Source organism: Frigoribacterium sp. CFBP 8759, assembly GCF_014841655.1.
GTDB lineage: Bacteria > Actinomycetota > Actinomycetes > Actinomycetales > Microbacteriaceae > Frigoribacterium.
The window spans coordinates 126,162-144,275 of the sequence record NZ_JACYUH010000003.1 but is presented as its reverse complement, the minus strand read 5'-3'; the positions used below and the strand labels follow the sequence as shown (position 1 = coordinate 144,275).

Annotated in this window: 19 protein-coding genes; 10 read left to right on the top strand and 9 right to left on the bottom strand. The window is 69.4% G+C overall.

The window, feature by feature from the left end:
• Positions 1–126: 126 nt before the first annotated feature.
• On the bottom strand, positions 127–879 hold the full coding sequence (locus IFT79_RS10770; RefSeq protein WP_192124164.1) for an SDR family NAD(P)-dependent oxidoreductase: 753 nt from the start codon (positions 877–879) through the stop codon (positions 127–129).
• A 171-nt stretch (positions 880–1,050) separates the two neighbouring features.
• Here IFT79_RS10770 and IFT79_RS10765 point away from each other — a divergent pair, with 171 nt between their 5' ends.
• Entirely contained in the window at positions 1,051–1,755 is a 705-nt protein-coding gene (locus tag IFT79_RS10765) for an HAD family hydrolase (protein ID WP_192124162.1), read from the top strand.
• 112 nt (positions 1,756–1,867) lie between these two features.
• Here the strand turns inward: IFT79_RS10765 and IFT79_RS10760 are convergent, their stop codons facing one another.
• Positions 1,868–2,287 (bottom strand): VOC family protein, encoded by a 420-nt coding sequence (locus IFT79_RS10760; RefSeq protein ID WP_056047339.1) that lies wholly within the window; start codon positions 2,285–2,287, stop codon positions 1,868–1,870.
• A gap of 112 nt (positions 2,288–2,399) precedes the next feature.
• Positions 2,400–3,626 (bottom strand): multidrug effflux MFS transporter, encoded by a 1,227-nt coding sequence (locus IFT79_RS10755; RefSeq protein ID WP_192124160.1) that lies wholly within the window; start codon positions 3,624–3,626, stop codon positions 2,400–2,402.
• 101 nt (positions 3,627–3,727) lie between these two features.
• Between IFT79_RS10755 and IFT79_RS10750 the strand changes: the two genes are divergently transcribed.
• Positions 3,728–4,189, top strand: a complete 462-nt coding sequence (locus tag IFT79_RS10750) for a MarR family winged helix-turn-helix transcriptional regulator (RefSeq protein ID WP_055978010.1) — start codon at positions 3,728–3,730, stop codon at positions 4,187–4,189.
• Positions 4,186–5,568 carry an MFS transporter gene (locus tag IFT79_RS10745; RefSeq protein WP_192124158.1) on the top strand — a complete coding sequence of 461 codons (1,383 nt, stop codon included), beginning with the start codon at positions 4,186–4,188 and terminating at the stop codon, positions 5,566–5,568. Before IFT79_RS10750 ends, IFT79_RS10745 begins: the two co-directional genes overlap by 4 nt.
• Positions 5,569–5,591: 23 nt before the next feature.
• Here the strand turns inward: IFT79_RS10745 and IFT79_RS10740 are convergent, their stop codons facing one another.
• Entirely contained in the window at positions 5,592–6,626 is a 1,035-nt protein-coding gene (locus IFT79_RS10740) for a YdcF family protein (RefSeq protein WP_192124156.1), read from the bottom strand.
• A gap of 304 nt (positions 6,627–6,930) precedes the next feature.
• On the opposite strand from IFT79_RS10740, the gene IFT79_RS10735 reads away from it, so the two are divergent.
• Entirely contained in the window at positions 6,931–7,095 is a 165-nt protein-coding gene (locus IFT79_RS10735; protein WP_192124154.1) for a hypothetical protein, read from the top strand.
• A gap of 196 nt (positions 7,096–7,291) precedes the next feature.
• On the opposite strand, the gene IFT79_RS10730 is transcribed toward IFT79_RS10735, so the two are convergent.
• The 4 genes from IFT79_RS10730 to IFT79_RS16420 all read right to left on the bottom strand — a co-directional run bounded on the left by IFT79_RS10730 (position 7,292) and on the right by IFT79_RS16420 (position 9,861).
• Positions 7,292–7,444, bottom strand: a complete 153-nt coding sequence (locus IFT79_RS10730) for a hypothetical protein (protein WP_192124153.1) — start codon at positions 7,442–7,444, stop codon at positions 7,292–7,294.
• A gap of 19 nt (positions 7,445–7,463) precedes the next feature.
• Complete coding sequence (locus IFT79_RS10725) at positions 7,464–7,799, bottom strand: hypothetical protein (protein ID WP_192124151.1); 336 nt, start codon at positions 7,797–7,799, stop codon at positions 7,464–7,466.
• 36 nt (positions 7,800–7,835) lie between these two features.
• Positions 7,836–9,293 carry an ATP-dependent nuclease gene (locus IFT79_RS10720; RefSeq protein WP_192124150.1) on the bottom strand — a complete coding sequence of 486 codons (1,458 nt, stop codon included), beginning with the start codon at positions 9,291–9,293 and terminating at the stop codon, positions 7,836–7,838.
• Between the two features lie 166 nt (positions 9,294–9,459).
• A complete protein-coding gene (locus tag IFT79_RS16420; RefSeq protein ID WP_192124148.1) occupies positions 9,460–9,861 on the bottom strand; it encodes a MerR family transcriptional regulator in 402 nt (133 codons plus the stop codon).
• Positions 9,862–9,956: 95 nt separating this feature from the next.
• Between IFT79_RS16420 and IFT79_RS10710 the strand changes: the two genes are divergently transcribed.
• Positions 9,957–10,958: a bile acid:sodium symporter gene (locus tag IFT79_RS10710; RefSeq protein WP_192124147.1), complete on the top strand. Its 1,002-nt coding sequence runs from the start codon at positions 9,957–9,959 to the stop codon at positions 10,956–10,958.
• Positions 10,959–11,264: 306 nt separating this feature from the next.
• On the opposite strand, the gene IFT79_RS10705 is transcribed toward IFT79_RS10710, so the two are convergent.
• Positions 11,265–11,756, bottom strand: a complete 492-nt coding sequence (locus IFT79_RS10705) for a hypothetical protein (protein ID WP_192124146.1) — start codon at positions 11,754–11,756, stop codon at positions 11,265–11,267.
• A gap of 338 nt (positions 11,757–12,094) precedes the next feature.
• Here IFT79_RS10705 and IFT79_RS10700 point away from each other — a divergent pair, with 338 nt between their 5' ends.
• From IFT79_RS10700 to IFT79_RS10680, 5 genes are read left to right on the top strand one after another with little or no spacing between them, the layout of a single operon-like run.
• On the top strand, positions 12,095–14,152 hold the full coding sequence (locus IFT79_RS10700; protein WP_192124145.1) for a cytochrome c oxidase assembly protein: 2,058 nt from the start codon (positions 12,095–12,097) through the stop codon (positions 14,150–14,152).
• Positions 14,149–14,772, top strand: coding sequence for a copper resistance CopC family protein (locus tag IFT79_RS10695; RefSeq protein WP_192124144.1), 624 nt, complete (start codon positions 14,149–14,151; stop codon positions 14,770–14,772). The genes IFT79_RS10700 and IFT79_RS10695 overlap by 4 nt, the downstream gene beginning before the upstream one ends.
• 41 nt (positions 14,773–14,813) lie before the next feature.
• On the top strand, positions 14,814–15,362 hold the full coding sequence (locus IFT79_RS10690; RefSeq protein WP_192124755.1) for a copper chaperone PCu(A)C: 549 nt from the start codon (positions 14,814–14,816) through the stop codon (positions 15,360–15,362).
• Entirely contained in the window at positions 15,359–16,597 is a 1,239-nt protein-coding gene (locus tag IFT79_RS10685; protein WP_192124143.1) for a Dyp-type peroxidase, read from the top strand. Before IFT79_RS10690 ends, IFT79_RS10685 begins: the two co-directional genes overlap by 4 nt.
• A 50-nt stretch (positions 16,598–16,647) precedes the next feature.
• Positions 16,648–18,102: a PepSY-associated TM helix domain-containing protein gene (locus tag IFT79_RS10680; RefSeq protein ID WP_192124141.1), complete on the top strand. Its 1,455-nt coding sequence runs from the start codon at positions 16,648–16,650 to the stop codon at positions 18,100–18,102.
• Positions 18,103–18,114: the final 12 nt, after the last annotated feature.

Below are 18,114 nucleotides of genomic sequence, written 5' to 3'. Positions count from 1 at the left end.
CCCTCGGTCGCGCCGGGTGCGCGTCGTGCCCATCATGGCGGGAGCGCGCTGAAGCCGGGCTGAAGCGGACCGGCAGCGGAGGCGCGGCGCAGGACTCCCCGCACCGCGCCTCCTGAGGGACGGTCGTCAGTGCGCCGAGTAGCCGCCGTCGACGAGGTGGTAGCTGCCCGTGACGAACGACGCCTCGTCGCTCAGCAGGAAGAGGACGAGCGCCGAGACCTCGGCGTCGGTCCCGAGGCGACCGGTCGCGTGCTGCGACTCGAGGTACGAGAGCGCGTCGCCCTCGAGCGAGGCGCGGACGAGGGGCGTGTCGATGAAGCCGGGGCCGACCGCGTTGGTGCGGACGCCGCGCTTCGAGTACTCGAGCGCGGCGACCTTGGTCAGGCCGACCAGGGCGTGCTTGCTCGCGACGTAGGCGGCGTTCTGGGCGATGCCGACCGAGCCGAGCACCGAGCTCATGTTGACGATCGAACCGCCGCCCGCCTCGACCATCGCGGGCAGCTGGTAACGCAGGCCGTAGAAGACGCCGTCGAGGTCGACCGAGCGGACGCGGTCCCAGGCGGCGATGTCGTACTCGCCGATGTCGGCGGCGGGGGCGCCGATGCCCGCGTTGTTGACCGCGAGGTGGAGGGCACCGTAGGTCGTCTTCGCGAACTGGACGGCCGCCTCGGACTGCTCGGGCTTCGCGGTGTTCTGCTCGAACGCCACGGCCGTGCCGCCCGCGGCGACGATCTGGTCGACGACGCCCTGGGCCGCGTCGAGCTTGATGTCGGTGACGACCACCGATGCCCCCTCGGCCGCCAGGGAGCGCGAGATCGCGGCGCCGATGCCGCTGCCTCCGCCGGTGACGAGTGCCGTCTTGTCGCTGAACCGTGCCATGGTGCGTGCCTTCCTCGTTCGTGGGCCGACCGTCGGGGCCGGTCGGGCTCGTCGACGAGCCCGTCTGCGAACGTACGCCCGCAGGGACCCATGAGCAACAGGTGTCGTCTTGATCCGGGCCGATCTCGTGCAGTCCGTGCACCTTCGCTCGTTCGGGGGCAGGGTGGCGGGATGACCTCCCCCACGTCCTCTGCTCCGTCCACCGCCGTCCTCTTCGACATCGACGGCACCCTGGTGGACTCGAACTTCGCGCACGTCGACGCCTGGTCGCGGGCCTTCACCGACGTCGGCCACCCCGTCGACAGCTGGCGCATCCACCGGTCGATCGGCAAGGACTCGTCCCTGCTGGTCGAGGGGCTGGTCGGGAAGGACGCCGCCACGCGCCTCCTCGACGACGCCAAGGACGCGCACTCACGCCATTACGCCGAGCACCTCGGCGAGCGGGGCGACCTGCACGTCTTCGAGCGGGCGACCGACCTGCTCGCCGAGCTCGCTCGCCGGGGGCACGGCGTCGTGCTCGCCACGAGCGCGCCCGAGGAGGAGCTGACGGCGCTGCGCGACCTGCTCGACGTCGAGGACGCCCTCTGGGCCGTCACCTCGAGCGAGGACGTCGAGACCGCCAAACCCGACCCGGGCATCGTCGAGGTCGCCCTCGACAAGGCGGACGTGCCGGCCGAACGCGCCGTCATGGTCGGCGACGCCGTGTGGGACGTCGAGGCCGCGCACCGGGCGGGCGTGACCTGCATCGGCGTGCTGAGCGGCGGCTTCTCCCGGGCCGAGCTGGTCGAGGCGGGGGCCGAGGAGGTCTACGACGACGTGGCCGACCTGCTCGCCCGACTCGACGAGAGCGTGATCGGCCGGCTCGGGCGCGACTGAGATGGGGCGACCCTGGCGACCGCCACCGCGCCTCCTCGTCCGTCGGGCGTGCCCCGGCTCAGGCCGCGGCGCCGACTCAGGCCGCGGCGCCGGCTCAGGCCGCGGTGCCGACTCAGGCCGCGGTGCCGCCGACGTTGACCATCCAGTGCTGGCCGAAGCGGTCGTCGAGCATGCCGAACGAGTCGCCCCACGGCGCCTGCGACAGGGCCTCGTGCACGGTGCCGCCCTCGGCGAGCGCATCGAACCATCCGGTCAACGTCTCGGCGTCGTCGGGTCCGCCGAAGAGCGAGAGCGACACGCTGCTCGCCTCCTCGAGCGGGTACGAGTCGGGGCGGTCCGCCCCCATCAGCAGCAGGCCCGACGGCGTGGCCAGCTGGGCGTGCATGACCTTCTCGGCCTCGTCGGGGGTGCCGACGCCGAACTCGCCGAAGGTGCTGAAGGTGGGGCTGCCGCCGAAGACGGAGGCGTAGAAGTCGAACGCCTCCCTCGCCTCGGAGCGGAACGCCAGGTACGGGGTGAGCTGCACGGTCACGGGGGCCTCCTCGGGTCACGGCGCCGGACGGCGTCGAGCCCAGGGTGGCACCACCCGGGCCGGCGCACCAGCCCCGGATCGACGGCAGGAGGCGCGGGTCGGGCCCCCGGGGTCAGGTCGCCGAGGTGCCGCCTCGCGACGACGCCCACAGCTGCACGGCCAGACCGGCGGCGATGAACCCGAGCATCAGCGCGCCCATGACCACGGCCGTGCCGCCGAGTGCCCCGGCGAGCGGGGTAGCGGCACCGCCGAGCCCGAACTGCAGGCCGCCCGCGAGCGCGGCGGCCGTACCGGGCGCGCGGTGCCCGAGCGCCTGCGTCAGGGTGATCGACCCGGGGATGACCCAGCCCCAGCCCGCCGTCACGAGGGCGAGCGCGGGCCAGATCAGTGCCGGGCCGACGCCGGTCAGCGCACCGACGAGCACGAGGGCCGACCCCACGGTGCAGGTGACGAGCCCCACGGTGAAGAGGTGGTCCTCGGCGAAGCGCCCGACGAGGCGGCGGAACACCAGGGTCGAGGCGATCATGCACGACGCGTTCGAGGCGAAGACGAGCGTGTAGAGGCCCTCGCCGAAGCCGTACTGCTCCTGGAAGACGAACGACGACGTCGCGATGTACGAGAAGAACCCGATCGTCGCGGCGCACCCTGTCACGAGGTACCACCGGAAGCGCGGCATCGCGAGCAGCGTGCCCATCCGTCGCAGCGAGGCGACCAGCGAGCCCGCACCCGGCTCGGGGTCGACGAGCGTCTCGGGCAGACGGCGCGCGGCCGCCCAGGTCAGGGCGGCCCCGAGCACCGCGAGCACGACGAACGTCGCCCTCCAGCTCGACACCGAGAGCACGACACCGCCCACGAGCGGGGCGACGACCGGGCCGACGGCGTTGATCGCGGCGAGCGTCGCGAAGAGCCTGCTGCGCACGAGGCCCGTCGTCGCGTCGCCCACCATGGCCCGGGCGGCCACCGAGCCCGCCGCGCCGCCGAGGCCCTGCGCGACGCGCGCGACGACGAGGGTGGCCGCGTCGGGAGCCACGGCGCAGGCGAGGGAGGCGAGGGCGAACAGGACGGTCCCGCCCAGCAGGATGCGCCTCCTGCCCCGACCGTCGCTGATCGGCCCGATCACGATCTGCCCGACCGCGAACGCGACGAGGAACGCCGTCAGGCTGAGCTGCACCTCGGCCGTCGACGCCCCGAGGTCGCGCGCGATGGCCGGCAGCGCGGGGATGTACATGTCGGTCGCGAAGGGCGAGATGCCCACGACGATCGCCACCGTCAGCACGGCTCCCCTCGCGGACAACCAGGAGGGGCGGCTCGGCTCGGCCGGGACGTCGTCGTCTCTCATCGGCACGAGCCTAGGCGCGGGGCGCCCCGAGGGGTCGCGTCGCACCCGGACCGCGACCAGACGTTTACTTAGCCGAACTAAACGAGTATCGTGGCCCGGCGATGACCGACTCCGCGCCTCCTGCCCCCTCCGCCACCCGGGCCGTGCCGCACGCCCACCTCGCGACCGACGTGCGCGGCGCCGTGCTGCGACTCGCCCGACGCCTGCGCCAGCAGAAGGCCGACGCCGACGTCACCGACGCCCAGATGGCCGCCCTCGGCTACGTCGTGCAGAACCAACCGCTGACGATCGGGGCGCTGACCGCCCACGAGGGCGTCACTCCCCCGTCGATGAACCGGACCGTCGGCAAGCTCGTCGACGCCGGGCTGCTGCGCCGCACGGTCGACGACGACGACAAGCGCCGCGTGCTGCTCGAGACGACAGAGGCCGGCGCCGCCTTCGTCTTCGAGACGCGTCGACGGCGGGACGAGTGGCTCGTGCCCCGCCTCTCGGCCCTCACCGCCGACGAACGCCGCACCCTGGCCGACGCCACCGAGATCCTGCGGAAGCTGACCCGCTCGTGAGCGCCATGTTCCGCAGCCTGGCGCTGTTCAACTACCGCCTCTGGTTCGCGGGGGCGCTCGTGTCCAACATCGGCACCTGGATGCAGCGCACGGCACAGGACTGGCTCGTGCTCACCGACCTGACCGACAACGACGCCACGGCCCTCGGCATCACCATGGCGCTGCAGTTCGCCCCGCCGATCCTGATGGTGCCGATCACGGGGCTGATCGCCGACCGGTTCGACCGGCGGCGGCTCCTGATGGTCACGCAGCTGAGCATGGGCCTGCTCGGGCTCGGCCTGGGCGTGCTCGTCCTCACCGACAGCGTGCAGCTCTGGATGGTCTACCTCTTCGCCCTCCTGCTCGGCGTCGCAGCCGCGATCGACGCCCCGGTGCGGCAGAGCTTCGTGTCCGAACTCGTGCCCCCCGGCCACCTGACGAACGCCGTCAGCCTGAACTCGGCGTCGTTCAACGGCGCACGCCTGGTCGGCCCCGCGGTCGCCGGCGTGCTGATCGCGACGATCGGCACGGGGTGGGTGTTCCTGATCAACGCCGGCTCGTTCGCGGCCGTGCTGCTGTCGTTGCGGTTCATCCGGGTGGCCCAGCTCGAGCTGAAGCCGGCCGTGTCGCGGGCCAAGGGCCAGATCCGCGAGGGGTTCCGGTACGTGCGCGAGAGGCCCGACCTCGTCGTCGTCTTCGTCATGGTCTTCGTCATCGGTACCTTCGGCCTGAACTTCGCCATCTTCACCTCGACCATGGCCAGCGTCGAGTTCGGTGTCGACGCGAGCGGGTTCGGCCTGCTGTCGTCGGCGATCGCGGTGGGGTCGCTGGTCGGCGCCCTGCTCTCGGCCCGACGTGAGAAGCCCCGCTGGCGCGTGCTCGTCACGGCGGCCCTGGCCTTCGGCGTGACCTGCCTCGTCGCCGCCGTCATGCCGACCTACTGGAGCTTCGCGGCCGTGCTCGTCACCGTCGGACTCGCCTCGATCACCCTGATGACGACGGCGAACGCCACCGTGCAGCTGACCACGGCACCCCGCATGCGCGGGCGCGTCATGGCGCTCTACATGGCCGTCTTCACCGGCGGCACGCCCCTCGGCGCACCGATGGTCGGTTGGGTCGCGAACGTCGCCGGACCGCGCTGGGCCATCGGCGTCGCGGCGGCGTCGGGCTTCGTGGCGGCCGGCGTCGCGATCGTCTGGCTCGTCCGCGGGCAACACCTGCGGGTGCGCCGCGTCCGTGGGGGCGAGCCCGAGCCCGTGACCGGAGCGCTGCCCGTGCTCGGGGCGGGCCGGTTCCACTACCGCCTGCAGCACGACGGCGACGCGGCCGCCGTCCGCGCACGCGACGAGACCGCGGCCGAGCTCGCCGTCGACGAGGGCACGGCGACGCGACCGTCCTGACCAGGAGGCGCGGCGCCGGCGGGTCAGAGGCGCGCGTAGACCAGCAGGGACGCCAGCAGCACGACGAACGGCGCGATCAGCAGCACGTTGAGCAGCTTGTGCTCGACCATCACGGCGACCCACTCGCGCAGGAAGGCGCTCGGCACGTAGTACGCGGCGGTGGGCGCCCCGACCACGTCGGCGCTGCTGCCGGCGTCCCGCGCCAGCAGCGCGGCGCGCAGCACGTGGTAGTTGTTCGTCACGACCAGGGTCGACCCGGTCCGACCGGCGTCGGCGAGCACCTTCCCCGACAGCACGAGGTTCTCGCGGGTCGAGCGCGACTCCTTCTCGGGCAGCACGTCGGCCGGGTCGGCCCCCTGGGCGATCAGGTACTCGGCCATGGCCTCGCCCTCGGGACGCGGTTCGTCGGCCCCCTGACCGCCCGACGGCACGAGCATCGGCCGCCTCACGCCCTCGGGGGTCGCGCGGTAGATCGCCAGCGCCCGGTCGAGTCGGCTGCGCAGCAGCGGCGGCACCTCGCCGCGGATCAGTCCGGAGCCGAGCACGATCAGGGCGTCGGGCTGCTCGCGCACCCGGGGTCGGGCGTAGACGAGCGACCACAGGGTGAACGCGGCGAACGTGAGCGCGGCGTAGCCGGTGACGAAGACCACGACGATGCCGAGCCCCACGGCTGCGTCCTGGAGGGCCGCGACGTCGGACCGGCGACCGGCCTCGACGATCACGACGACGAGCAACGGCACGCCGATCAGCGCGATGCCGACCAACAACGACAGCAGATTGCCGAGGCTGCGCCCTTCGGACCGCAGCATGGTGACGCCGTTCGCGATCGCGAAGACGGCGAGCGCGAGGACGAGCAGGGGCACGAGCGCCACGGCGACGAGGAACACGAAGACGAGCGGCGGGAACGCCGCGACGAGGACGTTCGCGGCGGCGACGACCCCGAAACCCCCGGCCATCAAGAGGAACACCCCGTTGCGGAACCGCCGGGCGTCCCGCCGACGCGACGCGGCGAAGAGCAGCAGGAAGACGACGGCGATGCCGGCCGAGATCGCGGTCATGAGCAGAGGCTACCCGCAGGGCGCAGTGCAACCCGGAGGGCGGCAGGGAGAGAATTTCGGCGCGAAATAAGGGAGCTTGTGACCGCGTGCCGAAAATCTCGGAGGAGCCGGTGGCGTAGCTACTTGAACGGAGTCTCGGAGGTGGCTACGAGGGAGCGCAGCGAGCGAGCCGCCGAAGGCTTCACGGCAAAAAGACGTGCCCGAAGGGCATTGAGCGCCGCGTAGCGGCTCCCTGGGAGCGCAACGACTCCCCCGGACCGCAAAGCGGGCCGTTCGCTACTGTCGAGCCGTGATGATGCGAGTCGTGATCCTCCTAGGCGTCGCCGTCATGGTGGTCATCGCCGTGGTCGCGATCGTGCTCACGGTGAAAGACATTCGCGCCAATCGCTCCATGTCTCCCCGAGCGCTCATGACGTTCTGCGCAGCCGGCATCGTCGCAGCCGCGACCATCGCCTACGCCGTCATCTGACACGAGCCGCTCATCGGCCGGCACAGGACTCGTGAACGGCCGGCGCGCACGAAGAAGCCCCCGCCCGGCTGGGGGGAGCCGGAATGCGGGGGCTGCTGCTGCCTAGCGGATTAGGGACCGCCCGGCAGCTCTCGGCCAGCTCGGGGGAAGCTGACCGGAGCCAAGCTACGCGCGGCCCTTGACGGCTCTCCCGGGCTCAGTAGGGAGCAACCGAGGTCACGATGCGATCCTCAGGGAGCGTGGCGCGCACCTGGTCGATCGCGTCGGCCGGCGTCGGAGCGTTCACCTCGACGGCCACAGCCTCGGCGCTCGTGTCGCCCTTGGGGCGGTGCCTGACGAACCAACTCATGCCCGGGCGCTACCCGCGGTCACGACGGCCACTCATCTGGCTCGGGGTGGAGCCGGCCCGTCAGGGTCGACAGCTCGGCCTCGTGTTGGATCATCCACGCGACGGCGCTGTTCAAGCTGTCCTCTCGGCGCAGCCAAGGCCGGCCGCCGGTATCGTCTCGGCCGTGGGCGTAGCAGTGGTAGACGATGCCACCCAGCTCGGCGCGCGAGAGGACGTAGCCAAGGGGTGCGGCGCGGTCCCGGCGGACCTGCCAGACACCAAACGTGCCGGGGATCGGCGGCACTGCGAGCGGGTGCGTCGGAATCGGCCGGCGCAAAATCTGCGTCGCGACCTCGCCTGCGCCTCTCACTCCCATGCCGGCAGACCGTACAGTCACCGCCCGACATTGCCGCTACAGGCTTTCAACAACCCCGACAAGTGCCCTCGTGGAAGTGCGCAGTTCTTCACTACTTACATCGTCATTGAGCTTGTTCTCGGGGTGATGGATGGTGTTGCGGATAAACGTAGCAAGAGTGGTTTGGTACTCCTTCCCGTCTGTCCGCTTCCACTTCTTCGACAGCGGAATTCCTGCGGCTTGAAAGAACGCGTCCAGTTCCTTAACCTGCGCAGAGTTTCCATTTGTTTTCTGAGCCTCGATATGACGAGTCAAGTGCCCATAGAGCTCGTTATGGAATTCCTGGCTGCAAATATCAAAGGCTCGGTAGTTAATTTCACCCCACGTTGGTTCCCCCATCCCGAAGAGACCGAATGTTGTGGAGGTATCGATCCGGCGGTTTGCCCCCTTACCGGCCATAACCGCAAGACGGTGATGAGCACTGTCGAAGGTACGAATCAGGTAGGGCGAGTGGGTGACGATGAACACCTGCTCCGTTTGCCCGATGACGCTTAGCGCCTCCCCGAGGCGGAGCTGTGCTGTGGGGTGTAGCCAGGTTTCCGGCTCGTCCAACATAAGGATGAGCGGCGTGAGGTTTTCCGCGTTCTGACTTGCCCCCGTCTTGGCATACAGCTGAATAATCCCGAGCGCGATCGCCCGCTGCATCCCCGAACCCTTGCCTTCGATGGGAGTTTCACCGGCTCCGTCATCGACGTGGAGTGTTCCTTGCTTCATAAAGACCGAGGCGTCGGGAAGACCGAATTCGAATCGCATCGCCGCTGGGCCGTACTGCTCCTCGACAAGAGTTTTGATCTCTCCAGCGAGTCGATCAGTTTCGACAAGGAAGGAGGACTCATCGTCGGGAGCAAAAGCACTCTTGTGCGCGTCGACTAGGCGCTCCCACCGTTCGGTGGTTGCGAAGCGATGAAAGGCCGATTCCAGGAGCCGACCAAGGGTCTTCGTGTTGGCAAAATCGATGTGATCGCCTGGCTGCGCATCGGCCCAAATAGCCTCAAAGTCAAAGATTGCTTTGGCCAGAGCATCGATCCCTAACGGATTCTCAAACTGACCAGTCTCGGGCTGCCAGAACGTCAGCGTCTTGACGTTCAGAGTCTTAGCCTTGCTTTTCTGCTCCACTGTCCTCTCGCCGCTGCGACGCTCCAGTCGCAGGATTTTCTCGCCCTCATCCTCGAAAACGTACGGGCGCAGAACGGCAAACTTCTCCTGCTCAACCAGGGCCTCTACTCCGCCTGCGACCTCAGCCATAACCCGAGTCGCACCTTCGGCGTCTTTGGAATAGAAGACACTGGGGCTCCATTTTGATGGACCGTCGAAGAGAAATAGCAGCGCCTCAAGGACTGTCGACTTGCCGCCGTTATTGTCACCAACTAGGTAGTTGACGCCCGGGCCGAGTTCAAAAATTGCCTGGTCGCGAAAACTTTTGACGTTCTCAAGAACGACGCGCTTTATGTGCATTTCTTCCCCCGAGGTACACGACGCACGCTCTCGTACGCCCTCCGAGATTCGAGCCTAAATGACAGGACCTCACTCGAGCCCTTGCTTCGTCAAGCTATCGAGGTGGCTTTAGTAGCAGCAGAGTTTGTGTCCGATAGGCGATTTGTCTCTGGACGCGGGAAGCCACCTAGGCGCTGCCGCGGAAGACGCACTCGGTCGAGCACCGCTCGGACCGGTCAGGGCACTCGGCCAGGTCGTGCTCAGCACGAGCAAGGCGTGACCGGAGCCGGTCCAGCCGGGCCTGCTTCTCCTCGATCTGATGCACCTGCTCGGCCAAGAGCGGCCGCAATGCCTCCCGGACATCGGTGCAGGACGTCGACTCCATGGTGCTGAGGTGCGCGCCTATCTGATCAAGAGGTAACCCGAGTTCCTTGCTGGCTTCAATCAGGTCGAGGCGGTTGAGAACGTCCGGGCTGTAGTCGCGGTACCCGTTGTGGGCCCTGGCCGGGGTCAGGAGCCCGATGGACTCGTAGTACCGGAGCGCCGTGGCGGACACGCCGCTGCGCTTGCTGACCTCGGAGATTCGCACACCGCGACCCTAGAGCTGCCGACGCCGCTTGACCTTCGAGCGGCTCGAACCTCTACGGTCACTGACGTGCCTTCCTCCTCCACACCAGTCCAGCCGTGAACGCGGTCGTCTCCTGGCTCGAACACCGGCAGATCGGCCTCTACCTGGTGGCGATAGTGACTGCCGGCGTGGTCGGCCTCGCCGTGCCGGGGGCGCACCACCTCGAGGGTGCGATCGAGCCCGTGCTCGCGCTGCTGCTGTTCGCGACGTTCCTCGGTGTCCCGTTCGCCGCGATCGGGAAGTCCCTCCGCGACGGGCGATTCCTCGCCGCGGTCGGGGTGCTGAACTTCGTCGTCGTCCCCCTCGTCGCCCACGCGCTGTCCCGGTTCGTCGCGGACGAGCCGGCGCTGCTGTTCGGGGTGCTGCTGGTGCTGCTGACCCCGTGCATCGACTACGTGATCGTGTTCGCCGGCCTTGCCGGCGGCGCGTCAGAACGGCTCCTCGCTGCGGCACCGCTGCTGATGCTGGCGCAGATCCTGCTCCTGCCGCTGTACCTGCTGCTGTTCATCGGCCCCGAGGGCGTCGCCGTGGTCGAGGTCGGCCCCTTCGCCCGGGCGTTCCTTCTCCTGATCGTCGTCCCGCTCACCGCGGCCGCGCTCGTGCAGGCCCTCGCCCGACGACATCGATCCGGTGTCGTGATCGAGCGGACGATGCTGGGCCTGATGGTGCCGCTGATGATGGCGACCCTGTTCACCGTCGTGGCATCGCAAGCCGGAGCTGTCGGGGACTCCCTGGGCCAGCTGCTCGTGCTGGTGCCGATCTACGCCGGGTTCCTCGTCGTCATGGCAGCGCTCGGCATCGGCGCCGGCCGCATCTTCCGCCTCGACGTGCCAGCGACCCGTGCTCTGGTGTTCAGCGGCGCGACCAGGAACTCGCTCGTGGTCCTGCCGCTCGCACTCGCCCTGCCGGCGTCGCTGTCGCTCGCTCCGGTCGTTGTCGTCACCCAGACACTCGTCGAACTCATCGGCATGGTGATCTTCGTCCGGCTCGTCCCTCGTCTTGTCCCGAACCAGGGCCGCGAGATTAGACCCGAGGCAGCCAGAGAAGCGTCTCGATAGACGATCGGTTACCGATCAACGGCGGAGGACCAGCCAGTCCACCGCAGCTACAGGGCGCCGGCTGTCTCGATAGGTCAGTCCGAAACTGATCTCGGTTAACGTTCCTCCATAGGACACCTTGCAGGGCGTCGCTCGAAGTCAAGAGACTGCGGGCTGCACCCGCCCTACCAACCCCTATCCCGTTGCACGCTCCCCGTAGGCTGGGCGTGTTCAGCAACAGGTGAGGAGAACGTCGTGGGGTCGAGGTGGTCGCGTCTTCTTCGTGGCTCGCTGACGACCGTTCTCGCTCTCACCGTTGCCGCGTTCTCACACGTCGCCGGTGGAGGCTCCGCACCGGGTCTTCTCGGCATCGGCCTCGCTCTGGCGTTTGCCCTGCCGTTGGCGGTCGCGGTGACGGGCAAGAAGCTCTCGGCCGTCCGCCTGTCGATCGCGGTCGCGTTCGCGCAGCTCGCGTTCCACACCCTGTTCTCCCTCGGCGCGAACACCACTTCCGTGACAGCGACCGGTGGCGGACACCACGGCCACGACGCCCTGGTCCTCAGCAGCGGTGACGCCGCCGGGATGGCAGGGATGGCCGGAATGCACGCTGGCCCCTCCATGTGGATTGCCCATGGTGTCGCTGCCGTCTTGACGGTGGTGGGCATTTGGTTCGGGGAGCGGACCCTGCGGGCCTTGGCTGACCTCGCTCGGGAGGGTGTCTCGGCAGTCGTCTGCGCCCTCGTTTTTGTTCTTGTGCTCGTCGCTGAGCCCGTGCAGCTCCGGGCTGTCGTCGCGCGGGCTGCCCGTCTCGTCCCTCACGACTCAGGCCTCGCCTGGTCGACCCAGCCCCACCGCGGCCCGCCGGCCGTCGCCTGACTTGTCACTCCGCGACGACACCACCCGGTGCCGTCTCGTGACGCTCGACGCCGCCCTTTGAGGGGCGCGAGCGTGTCGCACACCCACCCCTGACCCTTTCCGCCGGTACCCGGCGCGAGGTCAGCTGAGGCCGGGTGTGACCGTGATCTCGACCCCTGCCCCGGCTCGTACAGCCGCGGTGGGTGGTCTGTTCGGTGCCACACGTCGGCGCCTGTCAGGACGTCTCCCTTGTTCCCCTTCCTTCCTTCTCTGTACCCGCGACCTCGCGGTGGACGGTCTTCGTGAATACTCGGCCGCCCGAGCTCGACGACGTCGACCTCGAGACCGGCGTCACCCCGTTGCCGCCGCTGCGCCCCGCCGGCTCGGCACTGATCGCGTCCGTGCCCCTCGCTGTCGTCGTGACCCTGCTTGGTCTGCTCTTCACCGGCGCCACGACGCAGACGCTGATCATCGACCCCGGCGACCTCGTCACCTACGGGCTGCCGGTCGCCCGCATCGTGCACGACCTCGCCGCCGCCGCGACCATCGGGCTGTTGGTGCTCGCGGGGTTCGCCCTCCCGGGGCAGAACCGTGCCCCGGGGGTACTGAGCTTCACCCAGTTCACCGCCGTCCGCTGGGCGTCGGGGGCTGCCGGCGTCTGGTTCCTCGCGGGGAGCGTCGTCATCGTCCTCACCGCCGCGAGCGTCATCGGCGTGCCCCTGACAGACCCGATCTTCCGCCGCCAGTTCCTGTTCTTCGCCACCGGCCTCGAGCTGGGCCAGTCCCTGCTCGTGTCGACCCTGTGCGTGCTGGTCGTGTTCGTGATCACCTACCTGACCCGCAGCGTCTCGTGGACGGGCGCCGCAGCAGCCCTCTCCCTGCTCGCCCTGCTGCCGTTGTCGCTCTCCGGGCACGCGGCCGGCAGTGACGAGCACGCCAACGCGGTGAACAGCCTCGCCATCCACCTCCTCGGCGTCACCGTCTGGGTCGGCGGCCTGACCGCGCTGATCCTCCTGCGGAAGAAGGTCCGTGGTGGCCTGCCCGTCGTCGCGGCCCGGTACTCAGCCCTCGCGGGATGGTCCTTCGTCGCCGTCGCGCTCTCAGGCGTCGTGAACGTCTCGCTCCGCTTCACCGGGATCGGCGACCTCGTCACGACCGAGTACGGGCTGCTCGTGTCGGCGAAGATCCTCATCCTCGTCGCCCTCGGTGTCGCCGGCGCCCTGCACCGACGGCACGTGATCCCGGGCCTGGTCCGTGAGCCCACCCGGCGTCGAGGGTTCGTGCGGCTGGCCCTGGCTGAGGTCGTCCTGATGGCGGTGGCCATGGGGCTGTCGGTCGCGCTGTCCCGGAGCGCACCTCCGGTGCCTCAGACCTCGATCGCCAACGTCGACCCACGATCGTCGCTCATCGGGTTCACCTTCCCCGAACCGGTGTCCGTGTCGCGCATGCTGACCGCGTTCCACCCCGACTGGGCATGGCTCGCCATCGCCGCCGTGTTCGCCGGGCTCTACCTCGCCGGGGTCGCGGGGCTCAGGAGGCGCGGCGACCGCTGGTCCGCGACGCGCACCGTCCCCTGGGTGGCCGGCTGCGTGATGCTCGCCTACGCCACCAGCGGTGGCCCCGGCGTCTACGGGGCGGTGCACTTCAGCACCCACATGATCCAGCACATGCTGCTGATGATGTACGTGCCGCCGCTGCTCGTGCTCGGCGCCCCCGTCACCCTGCTGCTGCGTCTCGTGCCGGCCCGGCGGGACCACAGCCGCGGCGTCCGCGAGTGGGTGCTGCTGCTGACGCACTCCCGGTACGCGCAGCTCGTGACCCACCCGATCGTCGCCGCGGTGGTGTTCGCGGGCAGCCTGATCGCGTTCTACTACACCGGCTGGTTCCGGTGGTCGCTCGAGACCCACCAGGGGCACCTGCTGATGACGGTTCACTTCCTGATCAGCGGGTACCTGTTCTTCTTCGTCCTCATCGGCGTCGACCCCGGCCCGAAGCGGCCGCCGTACCCGATGCGGCTGATCATCCTGCTGGCCACGATGGCGTTCCACGCGTTCTTCGGCCTGGCGATCATGTCCGGCACCGAAGTCCTCGCCCTCGACTGGTGGCACGCCCTCGACGCCACCGACGACACCGCCCTCCTCGCCGACCAGGTCACCGGCGGCGGCATCGCCTGGGGAGCAGGCGAGTTCCCCGTCGTCCTCGTCGCCCTGATGGTCGTCCGCCAGTGGTCGCGGTCCGAAGAGCGCGCCGCGAAACGGTACGACCGCAAGGCCGACCGCGACGACGACGCGACCCTGCGCGCCTACAACGACCAGCTCGCCCGCCTGAACGGCACCGACACCCCCCGGAGAGAGTCATGACCCACACCACCTCCCGCACCCCCACCCGGACCGCCGGTGCCGTGTTCGCCGCGGTCCTGCTCGCCGTCGCGGCCGCCGTGGGTGTCGCAGCCCCCGCGCAGGCGCACGACCAGATCATCTCGACCTCCCCCAGCGAAGACGGTCACGTCGACACCGCCCCGGCTGAGGTGTCGATGGTCTACACCGACTCCCTCATCGAAGTCGGTGCCGTCGTGCTCGTGATGGACGACACCGAGAAGGACTGGGCCGACGGCCCCGTCGCCCTCGACGGGCCCAACGCCACCCAGGCGATCAAGGCCGGCATGCCCGACGGGGTCTACCAGGTGCGGTGGCGCGTGGTGTCCAGCGACGGCCACCCGATCTCCGGTGTCTACGACTTCGCCGTCGGCACCGCCACCCTCACTGCCGACACCGGCCCAGAGACCGGCACAGGGACCAGTTCCGACGCGGAGGCGACCGGCGGCCCTGCCGCGGTCGGCCCTGACGAGGGCACCGCGTCCGGTGCGACGTCGACGACCCGCACGGTGTCCTCCACCGTCGTCATCGGGCTCCTCGGAGCCGTCGCCGGGGGCGCCGTCTTCGGCGGCGTCCTCTGGTTCCGCAGCCGCAGCACCTCATGACTTCCCTGACCCACCACCATCACCTACAGAAAAGGATCACCATGCGTACCCTCACCACCACCGGCCTCGCCGCTTCCGCTGTTCTCCTGCTCGCCCTCACCGGGTGCAGCGCTGCCAGCCAGGACAGCGCCGAAGCGGACACCAATACCGAAGCGACCGCCCTGTCGATCGACGACGCCTGGGTCAAGGCCGCCGACTCCGGGATGTCCGCAGCGTTCGGGACCCTCGAGAACGGCTCCGACCAGGACGTCACCATCGTCAAGGCAGAGTCCGACGCCTCGCCGATGATGGAGCTGCACGAGACAGTCGCGAACGACGCTGGCGAGATGGTCATGCAGGAGAAGAAGGGCGGGTTCGTCATCCCCGCCGGCGGCTCCTACGAACTTAGCCCCGGCGCCAACCACCTCATGATGATGGGCCTCGACGCTCCCGTCACAGCCGGTGACGAGGTCGGGTTCACCCTCACGCTCACCGACGGGTCGACGTACGAGTTCACCGCTCCGGCGAAGGATTACTCGGGTGCGAACGAGACCTACGAGGGTGACGACATGTCCGACATGGACATGTCCGGCACGGACGCGGACCAGTGACCCCCGACACGACTCCTGACGAAGCTCCTCGGGGCGTCAGCCGGCGGCATCTCCTTTTCGGAGGGGCGGCCGCCGGCCTCGGCGCCGCCGGCGCCATCGGCCTCAGCTACACCGCCCGGGGTACCACCTCGACCGCCGAGACGGCCAACGCGAAGCTCTCCGGTGCTGAGACGATCCCGTTCTACGGCACCCACCAGGCCGGCATCGACACTGCCCCCCAGGCCCATGCCGTGTACTACGCCCTTGACCTGCTCCCGGGGACAGATGCGGCCGCGTTGCGGCGGATGATGCAGGTCCTCACCGACGACGCCGCCCGCCTCAGCCAGGGAGACGCAGCCCTTGCGGACAGCGAACCCGAGCTGGCCTACGTCCCCGCACGACTGACCGTCACCTTCGGGTTCGGGCCCGGCCTCGTCACCAGGGCTGCGGGTGCCGGGGCGGTTCCGTCGTGGCTGGGGCCGCTGCCGGCGTTCAGCGTCGACCGGCTCGACCCGGCCTACGGCGACGGCGACCTGCTGATGCACATCGCCGCGGACGACCCGATGACTGTCGCCCACGCCGCCCGGATGCTGCTGAAGGACACACGCTCCTTCGCCACCCTCCGATGGACCCAGACCGGGTTCCGGCGTGCCTCCGGGTCGGAGCTGAAGGGCACCACCATGCGGAACCTCTTCGGCCAGGTCGACGGGACCGTCAACCTCGAACCCGGCACAGCGGACTTCGACAAGCTCGTCTGGCGGAACACCGGGCAAGCCTGGATGGCAGGGGGCACCGGGTTCGTGCTCCGCCGCATCTCGATGGACCTCGACAAGTGGGACAAGCTCGACCGGTCCGGGCGCGAGCAATCCGTCGGCCGGACCTTGTCCAACGGGGCACCGCTGACCGGGGTGAACGAGCACGACGAGGCGGACTTCGAGGCGAAGACCCCGATCGGGTTCCCGGTGATCCCGGAGTTCTCCCACATGCGCCGGGCCCGGTCGGACAACCCCGACGAGCGCATCTTCCGCCGCGCCTACAACTACGACGACGCACCCACCCCAGGGTCGTCGGTGTCGAACTCGGGGCTGCTGTTCGTGTCCTACCAAGCCGACGTCACCACCCAGTTCGTCCCCCTTCAACAACGCCTGAGCGATCTGGACCTGCTGAACGAGTGGATCACCCCGGTCGGGTCGGCCGTGTTCGCGATGCCGCCCGGCTGCACGAGCAGTGGCTACATCGGCGACACCCTCTTCTGACCCTCCTGCACGTCACCGCACCGCCTCCTTCACGAGCCACGAAAGACACCATGACCGAGACCCTGCAGCGTCCCACCCCGGCCTCTGACACCCCTCCCCCGCGCCCGGGCACCTCGAAGGGGTGGCTGGGGCAGTTGCTGCTGCGGCTGCACTTCTACGCCGGCATCCTCGTCGGCCCGTTCATCCTCATCGCCGCCCTCAGCGGCGCCGCGTACGCCGTCACCCCGCAGATCGAGCAAGTCGTCTACGACCGTGAGTTGCACGCCCCCGTCACCTTGACAACGCTCCCCCTCGCGCAGCAGGTCGACGCGGCTGAGGCGTACGCGGGCGATGACACCCTCGTCGCGGTCCGGCCGGCCCCGGAGCCCGGGGACACGACCCGGGTCATGTTCACCGGCACCGGGCTCGGCGAGAGCGAGACCCGGTCGGTGTTCGTTGACCCCGGCACCGCCGAGATCCGCGGCGACCTCACCACCTACGGCACCTCCGGCGCCCTCCCGATCCGCACCTGGGTCGATCACCTGCACCGCAACCTCCACCTCGGCGACGCCGGACGCCTCTACTCCGAGCTCGCCGCGTCGTGGCTCGGTGTCGTCGTCCTTGCCGGCGCCGCCCTCTGGGTCATCCGGTACCGGAAGGCCCGCAGGGCCCGGCGCGACATGGTTCGCCCTAACAACAAGGTCACCGGGTACCGGCGGATCTTCTCCTGGCACGCCTCCACCGGGATCTGGCTCCTCGTCGGGGCCCTATTCCTCTCGGCAACAGGGATCACGTGGTCCACCTACGGCGGCGCCAACGTCGACAAGCTGCGTGCAGCGCTCGACTGGGGCACCCCCGCCGTCGACACCGCTCTCACCGAGACCGCTGGCTCCACCGCCACCGGCGACCACGCAGGCCACGCCGGCCACGGCAGCTCCGCACCTGCGACCGATGATGCCTCAGCCCCGGTGATCGAGCTGACGACGTTCGATGAGGTCCTCGGCGTCGCTCGGAGCGTCAACGTGAACACCGGGCTGGTGCAGATCACCCCGCCGACCACGGCAGACACCGCCTGGGTCGTGCAGGAGATCCAGCGCAGCTACCCCACCGAGGTCGACTCCGTCGCCATCAACGGCGACACCCTCGAAGTGGTCGACCGCACCGACTTCAAGGACTTCACCCTCGCCGCGAAACTCACCCGGTGGGGCATCGACACCCACATGGGCCAGCAGTTCGGGCTCGCCAACCAGATCGTCCTCGTCATCACCGCCCTCGGGATCGCGGCGATGGTCGTCTTCGGGTACCTGATGTGGTGGAAGCGCCGCCCCACCCGCCCGGGGGCGCTGGTCGGCAAGCCCGCCGCCGCTGGGGCCCTCGCCCGGGCACCCTGGTGGGGCACCGCCGCGGTGATCGTCGTCGCTGCCGGCATCGGATGGTTCCTGCCCCTGCTCGGGATCTCCTTGATCGGGTTCGTCGTCGTCGACGCCATCGTCACCGCGACACGATCACGCGCCGCAAGCCGATAGGGACTCGCAGGG